General features: G+C 44.4%; 14 protein-coding genes. 9 read left to right on the top strand and 5 right to left on the bottom strand.

The window, feature by feature from the left end; all coding sequences use genetic code 11:
• The first annotated feature begins 2 nt into the window (after nucleotides 1–2).
• From H6629_23370 to H6629_23350, 5 genes are read left to right on the top strand one after another with little or no spacing between them, the layout of a single operon-like run.
• Nucleotides 3–722, top strand: a complete 720-nt coding sequence (locus H6629_23370; protein ID MCB9070728.1) for a DUF4129 domain-containing protein — start codon at nucleotides 3–5, stop codon at nucleotides 720–722.
• Complete coding sequence (locus H6629_23365) at nucleotides 722–1,918, top strand: hypothetical protein (protein MCB9070727.1); 1,197 nt, start codon at nucleotides 722–724, stop codon at nucleotides 1,916–1,918. The genes H6629_23370 and H6629_23365 overlap by 1 nt, the downstream gene beginning before the upstream one ends.
• A 13-nt stretch (nucleotides 1,919–1,931) precedes the next feature.
• Entirely contained in the window at nucleotides 1,932–2,912 is a 981-nt protein-coding gene (locus H6629_23360) for a MoxR family ATPase (GenBank protein MCB9070726.1), read from the top strand.
• A gap of 2 nt (nucleotides 2,913–2,914) precedes the next feature.
• Nucleotides 2,915–4,261, top strand: a complete 1,347-nt coding sequence (locus tag H6629_23355; GenBank protein ID MCB9070725.1) for a DUF58 domain-containing protein — start codon at nucleotides 2,915–2,917, stop codon at nucleotides 4,259–4,261.
• A gap of 32 nt (nucleotides 4,262–4,293) precedes the next feature.
• Nucleotides 4,294–5,016 carry an RDD family protein gene (locus H6629_23350; protein MCB9070724.1) on the top strand — a complete coding sequence of 241 codons (723 nt, stop codon included), beginning with the start codon at nucleotides 4,294–4,296 and terminating at the stop codon, nucleotides 5,014–5,016.
• Between the two features lie 15 nt (nucleotides 5,017–5,031).
• On the opposite strand, the gene H6629_23345 is transcribed toward H6629_23350, so the two are convergent.
• Nucleotides 5,032–6,213, bottom strand: a complete 1,182-nt coding sequence (locus H6629_23345) for a DUF1343 domain-containing protein (GenBank protein MCB9070723.1) — start codon at nucleotides 6,211–6,213, stop codon at nucleotides 5,032–5,034.
• Nucleotides 6,214–6,640: 427 nt separating this feature from the next.
• Here H6629_23345 and H6629_23340 point away from each other — a divergent pair, with 427 nt between their 5' ends.
• The 3 genes from H6629_23340 (at nucleotide 6,641) to H6629_23330 (ending at nucleotide 10,406) form a co-directional block, all read left to right on the top strand.
• On the top strand, nucleotides 6,641–7,240 hold the full coding sequence (locus H6629_23340; GenBank protein ID MCB9070722.1) for an HAD family phosphatase: 600 nt from the start codon (nucleotides 6,641–6,643) through the stop codon (nucleotides 7,238–7,240).
• Nucleotides 7,241–7,845: 605 nt separating this feature from the next.
• Entirely contained in the window at nucleotides 7,846–9,009 is a 1,164-nt protein-coding gene (locus H6629_23335) for a pyridoxal-phosphate dependent enzyme (protein MCB9070721.1), read from the top strand.
• A gap of 38 nt (nucleotides 9,010–9,047) precedes the next feature.
• Nucleotides 9,048–10,406, top strand: a complete 1,359-nt coding sequence (locus H6629_23330; protein MCB9070720.1) for a tetratricopeptide repeat protein — start codon at nucleotides 9,048–9,050, stop codon at nucleotides 10,404–10,406.
• A 156-nt stretch (nucleotides 10,407–10,562) separates the two neighbouring features.
• Here the strand turns inward: H6629_23330 and H6629_23325 are convergent, their stop codons facing one another.
• The 3 genes from H6629_23325 to H6629_23315 all read right to left on the bottom strand — a co-directional run bounded on the left by H6629_23325 (nucleotide 10,563) and on the right by H6629_23315 (nucleotide 14,437).
• Nucleotides 10,563–10,811 (bottom strand): hypothetical protein, encoded by a 249-nt coding sequence (locus tag H6629_23325; protein MCB9070719.1) that lies wholly within the window; start codon nucleotides 10,809–10,811, stop codon nucleotides 10,563–10,565.
• Nucleotides 10,790–12,166 carry a hypothetical protein gene (locus tag H6629_23320; protein ID MCB9070718.1) on the bottom strand — a complete coding sequence of 459 codons (1,377 nt, stop codon included), beginning with the start codon at nucleotides 12,164–12,166 and terminating at the stop codon, nucleotides 10,790–10,792. The genes H6629_23325 and H6629_23320 overlap by 22 nt, the downstream gene beginning before the upstream one ends.
• Nucleotides 12,167–13,012: 846 nt before the next feature.
• On the bottom strand, nucleotides 13,013–14,437 hold the full coding sequence (locus tag H6629_23315; GenBank protein ID MCB9070717.1) for a sugar transferase: 1,425 nt from the start codon (nucleotides 14,435–14,437) through the stop codon (nucleotides 13,013–13,015).
• Between the two features lie 1,340 nt (nucleotides 14,438–15,777).
• Between H6629_23315 and H6629_23310 the strand changes: the two genes are divergently transcribed.
• On the top strand, nucleotides 15,778–16,092 hold the full coding sequence (locus H6629_23310; GenBank protein MCB9070716.1) for a hypothetical protein: 315 nt from the start codon (nucleotides 15,778–15,780) through the stop codon (nucleotides 16,090–16,092).
• Between the two features lie 588 nt (nucleotides 16,093–16,680).
• On the opposite strand, the gene H6629_23305 is transcribed toward H6629_23310, so the two are convergent.
• A complete protein-coding gene (locus tag H6629_23305) occupies nucleotides 16,681–17,610 on the bottom strand; it encodes a GDP-L-fucose synthase (protein MCB9070715.1) in 930 nt (309 codons plus the stop codon).
• Between the last annotated feature and the right edge of the window lie 77 nt (nucleotides 17,611–17,687).

The raw sequence follows: 17,687 nt of genomic DNA, 5'->3' as shown, positions 1-17,687 counted from the left end.
CGATGATGCAACGTTTACCTGTTTTCGGAATCGCTACTTTGTTGTTATTATTGATTTTACCTGTCTATTCAAATTCTGACAGCGTTACGACAGATTCCAGCAACATCGAAATACGCCTGCCCAACGAACAGCAAATCGAAACCTTTCGCAACAACCCGGATTTCAAATACGATCGTAAAAGCAAAACCGGCGTTTCCCTATTTGAGCGCGCCGAAACATGGTTTTGGGAAAAAGTGCTGCAATTTTTGCTGATGCCCGCATATTCCTGGCTGCGATATCTGATCCTCTATTCTTTTATCGCGCTGGCGTTCGGTTACGCCTATTACAAATTGCGCGGCCAGCAATGGCAGGCGTTGTTCGCTGAAAAAAGCGATCTGTCTGTCCGGTTCAGCGAGCATCCCGAAAATTTACAAACGCTGGATTTACCCGCGCTCATCCAAGAAGCGGAGCAGCAACAACAGTTCCGGTTGGCGGTTCGCTGGCAATTTTTGAAAATTCTCAAAGAACTGGAAATCGCCGGAATGATCCGCTGGCACCCTCACAAAACCAATCGCGCATATCTATCCGAGTTGGGCGAAACAGCCGTTCAGCACGATTTTTCGGAAATTATCGCTGTTTACGAATATGCCTGGTATGGTCATTTTGATGTGGAAGCAAATCAGTATCAACGCGTTTCTGCACAATTTTCTCATTTTCGAAATGAAATAAAAACAATGGTTTAATGAAAAATAAACGCAACATTTTAATCGCAGTGATTTTGGGTATTTTGCTGCTCACGTATCTTGAAACACGGGCGCCAAAAGCAATCAACAAAACACCCAGCTTCTCGCGATATGATAAAATTCCGTTCGGGAGTTTTGTTGTCCACGATTTTCTCGCAGATTTTTTTCCTTCGGGCAATGTTTTCGAAAACAACCTGCCGTTGCTGCACACACTCGCGGATCTCGCAGAGGACGATACGCCAAATTTTCTGTTTATCGATCTCAAATTGGAATTCGATCGTTTGGAAACTGATGCAATGATGGATTTTACCGAACGCGGGGGCAATATTTTTCTCGCAGCGGAACGCTTTCGCGGACATCTTGCCGATACGTTGAACATTGCTACCAGCTTTTTCCCGATGGACATTTCCGATTCGTTGCAATTGCAATTTACCAGCCCGTTTTTGCAGACAGATTCCGGCTATCGTTTCCGGCACGATAACGTCGGGATTTACTTCACCGGATTCGATTCCAGCCGGGCCGTTATTTTGGCGACAAATTCCCAACAAAAAGTAACTTTGCTGCGCATTCCGAACGGCGACGGGCAATTTATTTTCAGCTCAACGCCATTTATTTTTACCAATTATAATATGTTGCTCGCAGAAAATTACCGGTTTATCGCCACTGCGCTGTCATTTTTGGACGACACCGATGTGTATTGGGACGAATATTACAAAGAACGCCGCCGGATGTTTCGAACACCGATCCGTTTTATTCTTAGCCAGCCGGCGTTGAAAAGCGCATATTTCATTATTTTGTTGGGCGTTTTGCTGTTTATCATTTTTCAGGGTCGCCGGAAACAGCGCATCATTCCGGTGATCAACCCGTTGCAAAACACTACTTTGGAATTTGTGAATATTGTCGGCAGGTTGTATTTTAACCAGCGTGACCACAAAAAAATGGCGCAGAAAAAAATCAATCATTTTCTGGAATTTTTGCGGGAAAATTACCGGGTGAACACTGCAGAAATTACACCTGAATTGCAAGAAACGCTCGCCCGGAAAACCACTCGCCCACTGTCGGAAATTGAGAATTTGTTTAATTTTTTCGCCGCAATCGGCGATTCCAGACAAATCAGCGTGCAGGAATTGTTGAAACTCAACCGGATGATCGAATCCTGGTACCCAATAACGGAATCGATTCAACGCACAGAATAAGGAAGCTTAACAGATGGATGAAATTTCAAAACAACCGCCGAGAGTCGATGTCGGCGATTTGCAGGAAGCCCGGAATCGCATCCGCGCGGAAATTCGCAAAATTATTGTCGGTCAGGAAAATATGGTCGATTTGCTCATTGCCGCGCTGCTGGCAGATGGACATGTGCTCATCGAAGGTGTGCCCGGCGTTGCCAAAACGCTGGCTGCACGGCTGCTGGCGCGCACCCTTTCCGTCGCGTTCGGACGCATCCAGTTTACGCCGGATTTGATGCCGTCGGATATTTTGGGCACCAACGTTTTCAATCAAAGCAGCGCAACATTCGAGTTTAATCACGGACCGATATTTGCGAATATTGTGCTCATCGACGAAATCAATCGAGCACCGGCAAAAACGCAAGCTGCACTATTTGAAGTGATGGAAGAACGACAGATCACGATGGATGGCAAATTGTATCCGATGGATCAGCCGTTTATGGTGGTCGCCACCCAAAATCCGGTTGAGCACGAGGGCACCTATCGACTGCCGGAAGCACAGTTGGACCGGTTCCTATTCAAAATTTCGGTGCCATATCCCAATCTGGATCAGGAAAAACACATTCTGCGGGAATTTCACGACCGCGGGAATCGCAACGATCTCAACAGCATCCAACCGGTGCTGAACGTGGCGGAAATTTTATCGCTGAAAGCAAAAGTGCGCGCCATACATATCGAAGAAAAATTGCTGGATTATATCGCCACATTTGCCGACCAAACCCGTAATCATCCGTCGCTGTATTTGGGCGCATCGCCTCGGGCGTCGCTGGCATTATTGACCGCAGCAAAAGCGATGGCCGCGCTGCGCAACCGCGATTTCGTAACGCCGGAAGATATTCAGGATGTAATCACGCCGACGCTGCAACACCGGCTGCTGCTCACGCCGGAAAAAGAAATGGAAGGGCAAACCACGGAAGTCGTTATCCGGGATATTTTACAGCGGCTGGAAATTCCGCGTTAAGCATGAAATCAATGCTCCAAATGATCAAAGATTTGTATCTGGCACCGCGATTATATCAGGCAATCGGCGCGGTTGCCGTGCTGCACATTCTGAGCTATTTTTTCCGCTCGCTGACGTTTGTCGCGGAAATTGCCGGAGTGACACTGCTATTTTTTTCACTGATCGACATGCTATTGCTGTTTCGCCAAAACAGCGTCATTTTTGCGAGGCGGGAATTGCCGGAGCGCTTTTCCAACGGCGATGAAAACAATGTCCGGGTTTTCATCGAAAACAGATTTGCATTTCAAATACAAACATCCGTATTAGATGAGTTACCGTTTCAATTCCAGATTCGCGATGCCGGGTACGATGTCGCGCTGTCACCAGGAGAAACGCGCCACATTTCCTATTCGTTGCGTCCGGTGGCGCGTGGCGAATATCATTTCGGCACGTTGAATGTTTACGTTTCAACGCCGGTTGGTTTGATCAAACGGCGCTTTCGCTTCGAAACGAATGGCGCGATGGTTCCCGCCTATCCCTCGTTTATCCAGATGCGTAAATATGAATTGATGGCGATTTCTAACCGGCTAACCGAAGCGGGTATTAAAAAAGTGCGTCGGATCGGACACACAATGGAGTTCGACCAGATTCGCGAATACGTTCGCGGCGATGACCACCGCACCATCAATTGGAAAGCCACTGCCCGCAAACGGGCGCTGATGGTCAACCACTATCAGGATGAACGGTCGCAACAGGTGTACAGCGTGATTGATATGGGGCGGGTGATGCAGATGCCGTTCAACGAATTGTCGCTGCTGGATTATGCCATCAACGCCAGTTTGGTGATTTCCAACATCGCATTGCTGAAACAGGATCGCGCCGGCATCATCACATTTTCTCATAAAATTGGCAGCATTTTACCGGCAGAACGCACGCCCGGACAAATGCGCAAAGTGATGGAAACGCTTTACAACCAACGGACTGATTTTCTGGAATCGGATCACCAGTCTGTGTATCTCACACTTTTGCGAAGGTTAAATCAACGCAGCCTGATTTTACTGTTCACCAATTTTGAAACGCTCACCGCGTTGAAACGGCAACTCACCTATTTACGGCGCATTGCCCGGCGTCATTTGCTGGTCGTGATTTTTTTTGAGAATACCGAATTGAAGGGTATTTTGCACAGCGCAGCGGAAACCCCGGAAATGGTTTATCGCAAAACAATTGCCGAGCAATTTTCCTATGAAAAACGGCAGATTGTCAAAGAATTACAGCGCTCCGGTATTTTTGCGATCCTGACGTCACCGGAAAATCTAACGGTTGCAACCATCAATCAATATCTGCAGCTAAAAGCGCGCGGATTGATTTAACCATCGCAATAAGGCAGGATACTTATTTTCTGATGAACCGTGTGAACATCTCCACTACCCAAAATGTTTCCATTTCATACGAAATTGCCAATATCGGCGAGCGGATTTTGGCTACTTTGATCGACTGGTTTATCCTGTTGGGATTTGCATTCGCGATGTTATTTCTATCGAGCAACGCCATTATTCCCGGCGAAATTAGCGGTTGGGCAATATTTTTTGTTATCGGATTTTACGACCTGATTTGCGAAATAACCATGAACGGGCAAAGCATCGGGAAGCGGGCGCGGAACATCAAAGTTGCCAAACTGGACGGTTCGCAACCGACATTGAGCAGTTATTTATTGCGTTGGATGTTACGTCTGGTTGATTTTACGATAACTTCCGGTGCGGGCGCAATTCTTTCAATTTTGTTTACATCCACCGGGCAACGGCTTGGGGATTTGGCAGCCGGAACAACAGTCATCAAAATCGGGCAAAATGTATCCATTACCGATACAATTTTAACCCGAATTGAGGACGATTATCAACCGACTTACCCGCAAGTTCACCAGTTGACCGATGAAGATGCGGCGATTATCAAAGAAGTGCTGAACACCGCACCGCGATTGCCGGACGCCAAAACCCGTCGATTGGTGATCCGTAAAGCGGCGGAACAGATTGCCCAAAAAATGGGATTGGCACCGGATTTAGCGCCGGAAATGTTTCTCGACACCGTTTTAAAAGATTACAATCATTACAACGGCACCGTTGAATAATCCACAGAAAATAAATTAATACAGCAAAAACGGCTTGCGGATTTCTTCAAATTCCGCGGTATCCGGCAGCCAGCGTGCTTCCATTTCCGCTAACGGCGCCTGCGCTTCCAGCATTTGGCGCAGCCAGTCGTTGGATGCCAGAATATCAAAGGGCATTTTGATGTATTCATATTCATACGGCGGATTTTTCCATGCGAAATCATCCGGGTAGAGATGAATCATTTCCCGCAACAGCGCAATGGTTGTCAGGAATGGCTTAAACATTTGACGATTTACCACATGAATAAAACAGCCACCGCAAATTTCATCTGCAAATTTGTGAAATGTCGGTTGGAACAGCAGCGGACGAAACACAACACCCGGCAAATGATACGATTGCATGGCTTCAGCAAATTGCCAGCCATCCACAAACGCCGCGCCAAACAGCTCAAACGGACGCGTTGTTCCCCGACCTTCGGATATATTGGTTGCCTCCAATAAGCATTGACCGGGATAGACAACCGTGCTTTCAGTAGCCGGGATGTTCGGTGATGGCATCGCAAAAGGTAAGCCGGTTGCTTCAAAATACATATCGCGTTTCCAGCCCTGCATTTCTACAACGGTTAGCTGACAGTCGGGATAATGATAATGCAGCAAATATTTGGCGATCTCGCCAATGGTCAACCCGTGGCGAATAGCCATATCGTGCCAACCCACAAAACTGGTGAACTCGCCGTGGCGAAAAGGACCTTCCACCTGAGTGCCGCCAATCGGGTTGGGGCGATCGAGCACAACAACTTCGATATTGTTCTCCTGACAGGCTTCCATGCAAAGCGCCATCGTCCAGATAAACGTATAATATTTTGCGCCGACATCCTGCATATCGATGACGAGCACTTCCAGCCCATCCAGCATTTTTTGTGTGGGCTTGCGATTCTCGCCATACAGCGAGTAAACCGGCACCATTGTCCGGGGATCTTTAAAACCGCCTTCCCATTCAATCATATTGTCCTGGGTATGTCCCCAAAGTCCGTGTTGCGGGCCAAACAGCGCATTTAGCGACAATTTGCCGGACTGATGCGCCGCATAAAACAAATCGACAGCGTGTTCCAGCGTTCCGGCAACGGATGCCTGATTGCAAACCAGCCCGGTTTTACGCCCTTTGAACAAATTGAAATTGTTTTTTTTAAGGATATCCAATCCTGTCAAAACCTGCATCTCAACCCCTTTCTATATTTAACATTCAAATATATTATTAAAAAAGTCCGTTCAGTTGCAACAAACGGTTACTCTTTTTCTCGAATTGTTGAACATTTGCCAACATTTGTGATTATTAAATTGAGCCGAAAAAATAATTTTATCGACACAAACAAAACATTGATTGCAAAAAGAACTTCTCAAACACGATTCCGGATAGTATATTTTCACACTCGAAAAACAAACTGCGTCATCTTTTTTATATGGGAATTATCCGAAATTATGTAATAAATTAATACATTTAATTGATCGTTAATCAATATTAGTTTGCAATTCATATTAAAGCTGCTACCGCACAACAGCATTTTCACAAAAAATTGAATGACAAAAATTCATACGGGGTGAGAACTTTACCGTAATAATTTTAATGATCTAACCAAAAAAACTTATGATTGAACACATTATTTTTGATTTGGGCAATGTCCTGATTGATATTCACCCCGAAAAAACGCTAGACGAACTTGCTGAACGCACCGGAAAATCCCGAACGGAACTACAAGATTTTTTTCTATCGCCCACCCATTTAAATTTTATGGGCGGAACGCTCTCGCCCACTGAATTTTACCGTGAATTTGTTAACCGGTACGATTGCGACATTAGCTACTACCGTTTTGCGGCAATATGGAAAAGACTCATTGGCGAACCAAAAACCGGTATTGCATCACTTATTCATAGGCTATCCGGGAATTACACGCTGAGTGTTTGTTCAAATACGGATCCGCTGCATTGGCGGGTTGCACAAAAAAATTGCACCTTCCTTATTAATTTTAATTTCTTTTTTCTCTCTTACAAACTCAATTTATTGAAGCCGGAAACGGCCATTTACCACGCCATGATTACATCACTTAAAACGGTACCCGAAAAGTGCGTGTTTATTGACGATACCCGCGAAAATGTCCAATCAGCCAAATCCATTGGCATCCATGCGATCCACGCAGACACTATTGAAACAATGTTAAAAGAATTGTCAAAAATCGAAGTATTATAATTATCTAATTTTTAAGAATAGTATTTGATATTCGCATTAAAAGTTTGTAATATATCAGAAGTGATCAACGGAACAATTTCTATATTTAGGTCTCTGGTATTTCATTCTATTATGTATTCTCAATATTACTCTTCATATCATTTTTTTTACAAACTCCTGGACGGGATATATTTGAATTAATAAATATTCTTTTCAGTTGAGTTTCAATTCTACTCCTGATTCACTCTGTACTTCTTTATACGAATCTTTGCAAATAGGATTGTCTTTCCAGATAATTTTGTGTGCTTTAATGGCGCTCAGCTCAATATATGTATATCAGCTGTAACCAATCATAAATATTTTATTTACAAATATTTATAGTATTCCTAATTTTCCAAGCAACTTTAAAAATGAAGGGAGTTGTTTTTAATCTTAATATCTGAATAAAATGTCCGAAAGCGTTCAAGCCTGGTAAATTATTTGCGATAATGAAAAGTATTCTCATCAGCCTGTTGGGCTCACTTTTAATGATTTGGTTTTACCAATCCAGCCATTTATTGTTTGACAGGCATTCCGGAAAAGTTAGTCGGCAGATCTATTACAAATAGTCAAATACAGGTTACGCAATGAGTTATTTTCTGAACTACCAGTGCTCAGGGTGCCAAAAAGAATACGATATATATACCACAAATTTTCGCTGTGTAGCGTGCTCAGACCCGTTATTTGCGGTTTATGACCTATATAAAGCACGCAAAGAATTGCAAGGTTTTCAAAACTACCATTTTACATCAATTTGGGGATTTGAGGATCTTCTACCGATTAAAGAACAGCAGCAACCGGTCAGTTTGGGAGAAGGTAACACACCCATTTATCGATTGGAACGGATTGCCAAATCTTTAAATGTTCAGAATATTTTTTTAAAACAAGAGGCAAACAATCCCGGTGGCTCAATGCGCGATCGGGAAATGAGCGTATTGATTTCTGCAATACAGCCATTCAGATACGAGACCTGTTTTGCAGAAAGTATCGGGACGTCAAGCGTATCATTCAGCATGTATTGTGCGGCTGCACAACAAAAAAACTTGCTGATGACCAGCGATACGTTTCCTGAACAATTAGCACAGGAATGTCGTGAGTTTGGCACAAATGTAAAGCGTATTCAATGGACCGCCACCGAACGCGAAAAAATGCGGGCAACGGCTTTAGCTTCATCAGAACGGATTTTTGATCAAACGGAACAGGGTTTCACTTTTCGGATAGAAGGTGCAAAAACAATATTTTACGAGCTTTTTTTACAATTTCATAGAAAGATGCCCGACGTAATGGTGCTACCATTGGGTGACGGTGTTCTGGTTATGGGATTGTGGAAAGCACTCAGCGAATTCAAAAAGCTCGGTTTTCTGAAAAACGTGACATTACCCAAAATCTGGCTGGTCCAGAGCAGCAAATTTCCGGCGCTTTCCTTGTTTATGAAGCAGTTGAAATCGGAAATCCCGGAAGTGACAGATTCAATAGCAGCGGATCTTTATTGTACGAACACAGTATTATACCCCTTGATCAGCAAGATATTGAACACACTTTCGTTGAATATCATTCACATTGAGGATGATGAGATGATTGACGCCTGTAAACGGTTGGCCCGTAAAGAGGGAATTCAAACATCTGTTGAAGGCGGTGCCTGTATGGCTGCTGTTCAACAATTAATATCACTAAATCAGGAACATACAAAGCAAAATTTCCTGATCATTAACCCGTCTTCCGGCATACGTCGTGCCTGGAATGCTGATTGAGAAATTAAAATTCATTAATCACTAAGGAGTTGTTTCAAATGGCAATCACCAAAGATTTAAGTCTTGTTGCAGTTGAGATCCGGAAATGGGATCTTGAAACGAACAAGATCGGTATTACCAGTTTTTTCGTAATGGATAATCAGGAAAAATCACTCGAATTTATCGTTAACATCATGCAACCCCCGGAAATGGTTGAAGAATTTTTAGGGAAATTGCGTTACGAAGCAGAGCTTAAACTGAAATCCGAAAACGGTACAGATGAATTTTCCATTAATTTTGAAAATGAGACGTTTCTGCGTCAAAAAGTATATAACTATTTCAAACGAATTACATCGGAACTGAACAGTACCAAGCGCAAAAAAGGTCAACCACGAATGATCTTTACGACGCATATGGATATTTACAACGAAACGCAGGACATCACATTTCTGCAGCAACGCCTCCAGTTTTACGTTGTGCTAAACTGGTCTCGGAAATATTACGAACGTGAAGAATTTAAAAAAGCGGTCGAGCCATTGCGAAAACTGATCAAGATAAATCCCGGTTATGGTCCGGGCTATCAAATGCTGGCACGATCACTCAAGAAAATTCGAAAATACGACGAAGCCATGCGCTATTACGAGCGTTATGCGGAAGTTGAAAACACAACCGAAGCGTGGCTCGATCTGGCAAAATCGTATCGCAAAGGCAAGGTATTTGACAAATCCGAAGCCATTTACAATCGTATTTTAGCTGACGACCCGAAAAATCCCGAAGCACGAATCGGCATTGCCCAAATCCGCTACGCCACACAGGATCAGGAGTATATCAAATTACTGGATGAAATATTCAAAGATTCGCCGGACTGGACCCGCAGTTGGTTGAAAGAAGAATTTAATTTCCGGATTTATACCAATGACAAAATGGGATTGTCTCCCAACCAGGCGGCGAAATTTATGGGTTATGACAAAATTTTTGACCTGACCCAGCGGGCATTTCGCAACGAGATTCCATCACATTTTAATCCGTCCAGAGCACGACTGAGCTTTTTTAAAGAGGAGTTGGAAAACTGGGCGCAAATGATGAATCGCTTCAACTGCCTGCCCGGCGAAGTCAAGTTGTATCCGGACAGAATTCATGCAGAAGATGCGGAGATGGATGAAGCGGAAGCCGCACCGGCACAAAATGCATCTACGAACAATGATTCCGGTAGTAAAAACTCAACCAAAGTTGAAGAGATACTGACCCAGCTTCGGGCGCGAAAAGCCCAGCGATTGGCAGAAGCCAGCGGTAATCCGCAACCGCGCAAAAATCAACCGGTCAATCTCACTCACCAAAAGCCAGCTAAACCGCAGGCGGTAGAGGTTGAAGAAACACCGGCGAAACGTAAACGAGGACGTCCCCGTAAAACGGATTGATTGATCGAAAGTAATAAAAACGTTGTCTGACAAACCAGTTCGTATCGTTCGAATGGGTTTCTTTTTGGGTTGAAGGAAATGTTCAGGCAGCAAAACAAAAAGGTCTGCACAAATTGTGCAGACCTTTTTTGATTAATGGCTTTTTATAATCCGAAACTATCGCCAGAGTTTTTCCCATTCCCAACCGGCGGCAACGCGCAACTGCATATCAGATGTTGCCTGTCCCTCAAAATGCTGGAAATTGGAAATATCTGAGTAGGTCAAATCAAACCGCAAATATGCCAGGTGATGCGGTTTGTAAAACACCCGCACACCGCTTTGCCAATCCCGCTCGACAATCCCGAACGGAAACGGTTCATCGTAACCTTCTTCCGGCGTAAAATTCAAAAAATCTTCGTTAAACACACCGGCAACACTCCCCTCCCCTGTTTGGTGAAACGGGTGAATCCGGTGAGTTGCAATTCGGGTTTCAGCCAGTAATCCAGATCGAGCGCGAGTTGCCAGAAATTATTGCCCAGATAATGCCCGATTTCCTCGTTGCGGTGCAGGTATTTGCCAAACGGCGGCGCAGCGACGTTATACGTGCGGTTTCGCACCTGTGTGTACGCCAGATGCAATTTGCTGCCGGAAAAACCGGCCGGATTTGCCCATTGAAATCCGAGCAGCAGCCCCAACTCTGCAGGCTCCAGATCACCCGGCACGGCGTTATCCACCTGATAATCATCGATCAAAAATTCGCCGTAGATGTTCATCTGCGGGAAAACATACAAATCCCAGTCGATGGTATAGAGCACGTTGGCGTTGGTTCCGCCCACTTCCTGATTCAAATTGTAGAGATAATAAAAGGACAGCGGATTGACAAATCCCATCTCCCAGGAACGGTTTTCGCCGCCATACAACGCAACTTCGGAGATGCCGATGTAAATGCGATTGCGAAGGTTCAGGCGCAAACTGTGTCCGTTGAGATAGCGATTGGCAATATAACTGCGGTCATCGATGATTCGCTGGCGATCCAGTTGCATCCCCCAAAACGAAAATTGCAGCACAGATTTACCGAATTTGAGATGATACATATCAAACGGACGGCTGTTGGCGGAGAACAGCAATTGGGCATCCCGTCCGGGACCGGATTGCAGCCAGTCCCGCCCGACCTTGATGCTTAGCCAATCCTGCCGGTACTGCAAATAACCCTGCTCCATATAGCCGTATAAGTTACGGTATTCCTTGCCAATATAGGTCGATGGCGCATCGCTGAAAACCCGGAGATTGCTGTAAAATGTAAACGATTGATTGAGATTACCCATCACGGTTGCATGGGCATCATATTCGGTTTGGGTTTCAGTATCGCGGGAATCTTGCAGATAAAGTTCGCCAAAAAATCCCGGTTTTATTGCCGTTGAGCGATCGGGGATTTCCAACGGCAGTTTCAGAATACCCATTGCGGTATTAAACAATTCGCGCCAATCGCCCAAACGTGCCAACTGGGCAATTTCCGGGCTGAATTCCCGGTAGAGCAAACGGATGATCGACCGGTCTTTTGCGGAAAGCTGCTGCTGCCAGCCGATTTTTAGCAGTTCCCGGGCAATGGCATCCCGTTCCAGCGGTCGCTGATTGACATCGACACCGGGGAGATGTCCGGCTACTTTGAGATAATCGATAACATCATTCGCCCAATGATACGGCGGCAGGGTTTCCTGTCCAAATAGCGTCAATGAGCTGAAGATTAGCAGAAATAATATGTTGCGAAAACGTTGAATCATGGATCGCCTCAACTGTTGAATTTGTCAGACAGAATCTAATTTTACGGGTTAACGGATGCAATAAAAAAGGAAAGCGGTTAGGTTTTTTGGATTGAAAGGCTATTTACCACATGAAAAACACTGATTTATCCACGAATTTCACAAATTATTCGAATGACTTAAAGATGCTTGAACAGGTTTTCCATTTTATTGGTTCGTGAGCTATTTTAAGAAATAACCAAACTAAAAACACTAAACTTTCAGATCTTTTTGGACTCACCCCTGCCCCTCTCCTATGAGGAGAGGGGAGCCAAACAACTGAATTGTATAGTATATTTCCCCCTCGCCTTTTAGAGAGAGGGGATAAGGGGTGAGGTCTGAAACCAAAGTTTTATTAAAATGATCACATATTCATCTAAAACATCCCAACTTAATTCACGAATCAATATTGAGTCCTATTACCGTCCTGCCTGAAAGTTGTTATCAGTCATCAAAGAATAGATTCCCGCTAAAAGATTGCGGGAATGACAGTAGCAGGTATGTTAATATTCAATGCTTTCAAAGAAATATTAATTTGTGAAAATTCGTGGAATTTGTGGTTAATAACCGGTGTTACGCATTTTAGCCACAGAAACACCGAGGAACACAGAGATTTTTTAAACTCTAAAAAGACAGTGAGAGATGAAAAGGTTATAATCAGCAAAAACAAGCATTTATTAAAGAAAAGGTTGCTGTAATATTTCTCTGTGGTTCTCCGTGTCTCTGTGGCAAGAACAGTTGATGCGTAACATCAGTTAATACATTCAACAAAAAGGGAACACAAATCTGTGCTCCCTTTTCATATATCAAATATGTTACATCATCCAATCAATAGGCGCCTTTACCGAGGAAAGCTACCGGAATCGTTTCAAACAGGATCTCCATATCAAAGAAAATGGACTGGTTTTCGATATAATAGAGATCCAGCAAACACATTTCCTCAAACGACAGGTTGCTTCTGCCGGAAATTTGCCACAATCCGGTAATGCCCGGTTTGGTGTTCCCGCGCTTGGCATACCAATCGTAGTTCACTTTGCCATTTTTGATTTTGTTAAAATCATTGATCGGCAAGGGACGCGGTCCAACGATGCTCATATCCCCTTTTAATACATTAATAAATTGGGGAATTTCATCCAGGCTGTATTTGCGGAGGAATTTGCCGACCGGCGTTACCCGGGGATCATCCTTCATTTTGAACAATGCGCCGTTGGTTTCGTTATTTGCCCAAATTTTATCTTTCATGTCATCGGCATTGTCATACATGGTGCGGAATTTGTAGAACCAGAATTCCGGTCCGCCTTTATACAGTGAACGCCTTTGTTTGAAAAAAACAGGACCTTTTGAGGTAAAGCGGATCATCGCCGCAATGATGGTCCCGACGGGTATGAGCAAAATACTGGCAAATGCCAAAATGATTAAATCGAAGACCCGTTTCAGGCGGGACTGCCACACCGGCACCCGCAAGCGCCGGCTGTCCGTGGACAGCGGTACGCCGGTAACATCTTTTACCTTGATCTGGTTCATCAGTTTTTTAACATCCGGCGACACCATTTTAACCGCAACCCCAAAATGTTCGCAGGCTTTGCGGATCGGTTCGTATTTCTTTTCCAGCATGGAATCGCTGACAATAAACACTTTGTCGATGCCCTGTTCCGGGATAATCGTGTCCACATCGTGGTATTTACCGATAATATGCGGGGCGATTTCGGGATGGTGATGGGGGGTGCCATTGGCGATAAACCCGCGCAAATCGTAATAATCGCCGTATGCATCGGTCAGGATTTCGGTAAAGCGAAGGGCGGACAGATCGGTGCCGACCACCAGTATCCGCTGATTGCCAAATCCCTTATTGAACAGGCGCAGGTTGATTTTATGCATCAGGGAGTGCATGATTTCCAGAATGATGTATTGGGACATCAGAAAGATAATTACCACGCCACGGGAAAACTCATGGCCCTTTATCAAAAAGAGATAGGACATCGTGAGCAGACCGAGGTAATAGGTCATTATTTTGAGGTGCTGTTTCTGGTGTAATATCGGACTGCTGTAAACACTCCGGTAGAGCCCGAGGATGGCGGCCAGCGGGAAAAAGATCAGGTTGATAAACAGCCAGGGCTCAAAGTACTTTGAAAGAGGTTCTTCCATTTCCGGGAAACGGAGATACAGCGCCAGCCGGAAAGCAGCGTTGATCATGATGAAATCGCCAATCATGACGAGCATCGTATAGACGAATCGCCAATTCCGTTTTAGCATGAGGTTAATCCTGTTTCAGTAAAGATTGTTGAATTTAGATTACAGACACTATTTTCGGCAGTATATCTGCAGACTTTAATGATTAAAAATATTTGTATTTTGCGCCGCTTATTCAACTGTTTTTGCTACAGCGGCACAAGGGTTCACAGAGAAAGGTTCATGAAGCCCGTATTAATTATACTGCAATTGGTCATTAACATTATTTACATCAATATTAAACTAGATTCCTGTCTTCACAGGAAGGACAGATGCTCTTTCATTTGTCATTCCTGCTCCGAAGGAGCGCCTTTTGGCGCGGATGCAGGAATCTCCTGCTCAAAAGTTAATTTTTTTACTCACTGATGTTACGCATTGTTAGCCACAGAGGCACAAAGCGCACAGAGATTTTTTTACTGTTACTTATTTCGCCACGAATTCACACGGATGATCACAGATTAATGAAACAAGTCTTTATTATTCACTGATGTTACCCAATAGTAGCGAATTAGCATCCTGAGTAGCGCAAAGCGCGTATCGAAGGGTGCAGTTTGTTTTGATTTTGATTCACTGCGTAACATCCGTTACTAAAAAACAAGCCGACAGTATAACACATTAACCGTATATTGCGCAATTTCTTTTTAAATGCTAATGTTACCGATCATTGGTGTTGACAAGATAACAGGATTTACCAGAGAATAATGTATTATCTTGTTCATCATGCATATCCTGTCAAAAAAACCACTTCCATGTTTTGATTTGCGACTCAAAATACATCATTATATAGGTGCATTTGTGACTGGCATAACAGATCGGCAAAATTCATTATATATTCTCATTTTTATTGATATTCTTCCGCAAATAAAAAGCCCCGCCATGAATATGACGGGCTGGAAAGAAACATCCCCTTGCCCCCTTCGAAGGGGGTGATTTCCCCTTTGAAGGCAGGGCTGTTAAGTTCTATTGAATCTCGCTAATTTTTTTTATATTTAGCGAAAAAGGGTGTTTATGGATTCAACAACTTCTCGCAAAACCCTGCTCGATTATCTGGCAACGGTGCCTATTTTTCGTCGTCGCGCCGAAGGGAAACGTTATCAGTTATCAGCGTTGTTAGTAATGAGCATCATGGCAACGATATGAGCCGCTGCTTTGGGTATCGTGAAATCGCTCGTTTTTAAAAGCCAATCAATCGGCACTTGTTGAAACGTTTCAACTGAAGCGAAACAAAATGCCTTCACATGTTACGATTCGCACGGTATTAATAAACCTGGACTTTAAGTCTGTGAGCGCTGTTTTTTAGCCAATGGGTCACCGATTGTCATCCAGTCAAGCCGGAAAGTTGGGTTTCTATTGATGCCAAAGCGTTGGCATCGACGATTGTCAGCTATGATAGCGCCTATCAGGATTTTGTCAGCTTTGTAAGCGCATTTGCTCAACAGGAGAATATTGTCATAGCCGTTCAGCGTTTTCAAAACAAAGAATCAAGTGAGATTGAAGTCGCCCGTGAGCTGATCAGAGTATTGACCGAAGTGCTTGGATTAACAGGAGTTACCTTTACGCTTGATGCCCTGCATTGTCAAAAAAAACGTTACAGCAAATCCGCCAAAGTGGTAACCATTATCTTGTTAAAGTCAAGGGCAACCAAAAACGTTTATACAAGACGCTTCGAAAAACAGTAACAGAGCAGCGACCATCGGACACCTTTGAAGCCCAGGAAAAAACACCGTGGAAGAATCGAAAATCGAACCTATCGTGTGTATCTATGCCCTGAAGATGTGGACGCTGATTGGATAGACATCAAACGCGTCATCTATTGTTACAGAAGCGGCAGGCGTCAGGGAAAAGCTTACCAAAACCCACATCAATAGAACAGCTACTATATCAGTAGCCGGGGCTAAGTGCCGCCGACTTTGCAACAGGCATTCGAGGTCACTGGTATATCGAAAATAAACTCCACTGGGTGAAAGATGTCAACTTTAATGAGGATGGCTCGTTGATCAAAACCGTTTCGGCAGCATCCAATCTCTCACTATTGAAAAACATTGCGATGAACATATACCGTATCAATGGATATCACTCAATGAAAACAGCAACAATATTTTTTACCAATAAAATTGAAATCCTCCTTGGTTTTATGAGAACTTAACAGCCCTGCCCTCCGAAAGGGGATTAAGGGGAAGATCCCAAATTTCCCCCTTCGAAGGGGGATAAAGGGGGATGTTATCCTGCGGAACGCATATATGCGTTCCCTGCAAATGTTATTGATGTTACGGTTGCTGGGCCAGATACCATTGATAGGTTTGGGTAATGCCATCGCGTAAGGAAATACCGGCTTTCCACCCCAAACCATTCAGTTTGGAGACATCCAGCAGTTTGCGGGGCGTGCCGTCCGGTTTGGATGTGTCAAACGTCAGTTCACCGCTAAAGCCAACGATATCCTTAATCAGCAGCGCCAGGTCTTTTATTGCGATGTCCTCACCCACCCCGATATTGACAATATCGTTATCTGAATAGTGCTGCATCAGATACACACAGGCATCTGCCAGATCATCCGCATGCAGGAATTCCCGTTTCGGTGAACCCGTGCCCCAGATTTCCACGGCCGGTTTTCCGGCAAGTTTGGCTTCATGAAACTTGCGGATCAGCGCGGGCAGCACATGGGAACTTTGCAGATCGAAATTATCGTTGGGTCCATACAAATTGGTGGGCATTACCGAAATGAACTGCGTGCCGTATTGCCTGTTATAGGACTGGCAGGTCTTGATCCCGGCAATTTTGGCGATAGCATATGGCTCGTTGGTCGGTTCCAGCTTGCCGTCCAGCAGATGCTCTTCCTTCATCGGCTGCGGCGCGAATTTGGGATAAATACAGGAGCTGCCCAAAAACAGCAGCTTTTTCACCCCGTTCCGGTAGCTGTGATGAATGATATTGGACTGGATCATCAGGTTATCATAGATAAAATCCGCCGGATAATCGTTATTGGCCAATATCCCGCCCACTTTGGCGGCAGCCAAAAACACGTATTCCGGTTGCTCTTTTTCAAAGAAAGCCGCAACGGCTGCCTGATTCCGCAAATCGAGTTCTGCGGATCGTTTGAGCACCAGATTGTTAAATCCGTTTGATGCCAACCGCCGTGCTATGGCGGAGCCAACCAGACCGCGATGTCCGGCTATGTAGATTTTTGATGTTGTTTTCATGTTGGGTGGATGGGGTTATGGGTGGATGAGGGGAAGCGATCAGCTTTTAGCGGTCAGCTTTCAGCCGTCAGCTTTCA

The sequence above is a fragment of the Calditrichia bacterium genome, assembly GCA_020634975.1.
In the GTDB taxonomy this organism is placed as follows: domain Bacteria; phylum Calditrichota; class Calditrichia; order RBG-13-44-9; family J075; genus JACKAQ01.
This window is presented reverse-complemented; position numbering and strand designations above follow the sequence as displayed.

What these genes read in the sequence shown, in the direction of transcription:
- H6629_23370 (MCB9070728.1), top strand. Translation starts at nt 3, where the DNA reads ATGATGCAACGTTTACCTGTTTTCGGAATCGCTACTTTGTTGTTATTA.
- H6629_23365 (MCB9070727.1), top strand. Translation starts at nt 722, where the DNA reads ATGAAAAATAAACGCAACATTTTAATCGCAGTGATTTTGGGTATTTTG.
- H6629_23360 (MCB9070726.1), top strand. Translation starts at nt 1,932, where the DNA reads ATGGATGAAATTTCAAAACAACCGCCGAGAGTCGATGTCGGCGATTTG.
- H6629_23355 (MCB9070725.1), top strand. Translation starts at nt 2,915, where the DNA reads ATGAAATCAATGCTCCAAATGATCAAAGATTTGTATCTGGCACCGCGA.
- H6629_23350 (MCB9070724.1), top strand. Translation starts at nt 4,294, where the DNA reads ATGAACCGTGTGAACATCTCCACTACCCAAAATGTTTCCATTTCATAC.
- H6629_23345 (MCB9070723.1), bottom strand. Translation starts at nt 6,213, where the DNA reads ATGCAGGTTTTGACAGGATTGGATATCCTTAAAAAAAACAATTTCAAT.
- H6629_23340 (MCB9070722.1), top strand. Translation starts at nt 6,641, where the DNA reads ATGATTGAACACATTATTTTTGATTTGGGCAATGTCCTGATTGATATT.
- H6629_23335 (MCB9070721.1), top strand. Translation starts at nt 7,846, where the DNA reads ATGAGTTATTTTCTGAACTACCAGTGCTCAGGGTGCCAAAAAGAATAC.
- H6629_23330 (MCB9070720.1), top strand. Translation starts at nt 9,048, where the DNA reads ATGGCAATCACCAAAGATTTAAGTCTTGTTGCAGTTGAGATCCGGAAA.
- H6629_23320 (MCB9070718.1), bottom strand. Translation starts at nt 12,166, where the DNA reads ATGATTCAACGTTTTCGCAACATATTATTTCTGCTAATCTTCAGCTCA.
- H6629_23315 (MCB9070717.1), bottom strand. Translation starts at nt 14,437, where the DNA reads ATGCTAAAACGGAATTGGCGATTCGTCTATACGATGCTCGTCATGATT.
- H6629_23305 (MCB9070715.1), bottom strand. Translation starts at nt 17,610, where the DNA reads ATGAAAACAACATCAAAAATCTACATAGCCGGACATCGCGGTCTGGTT.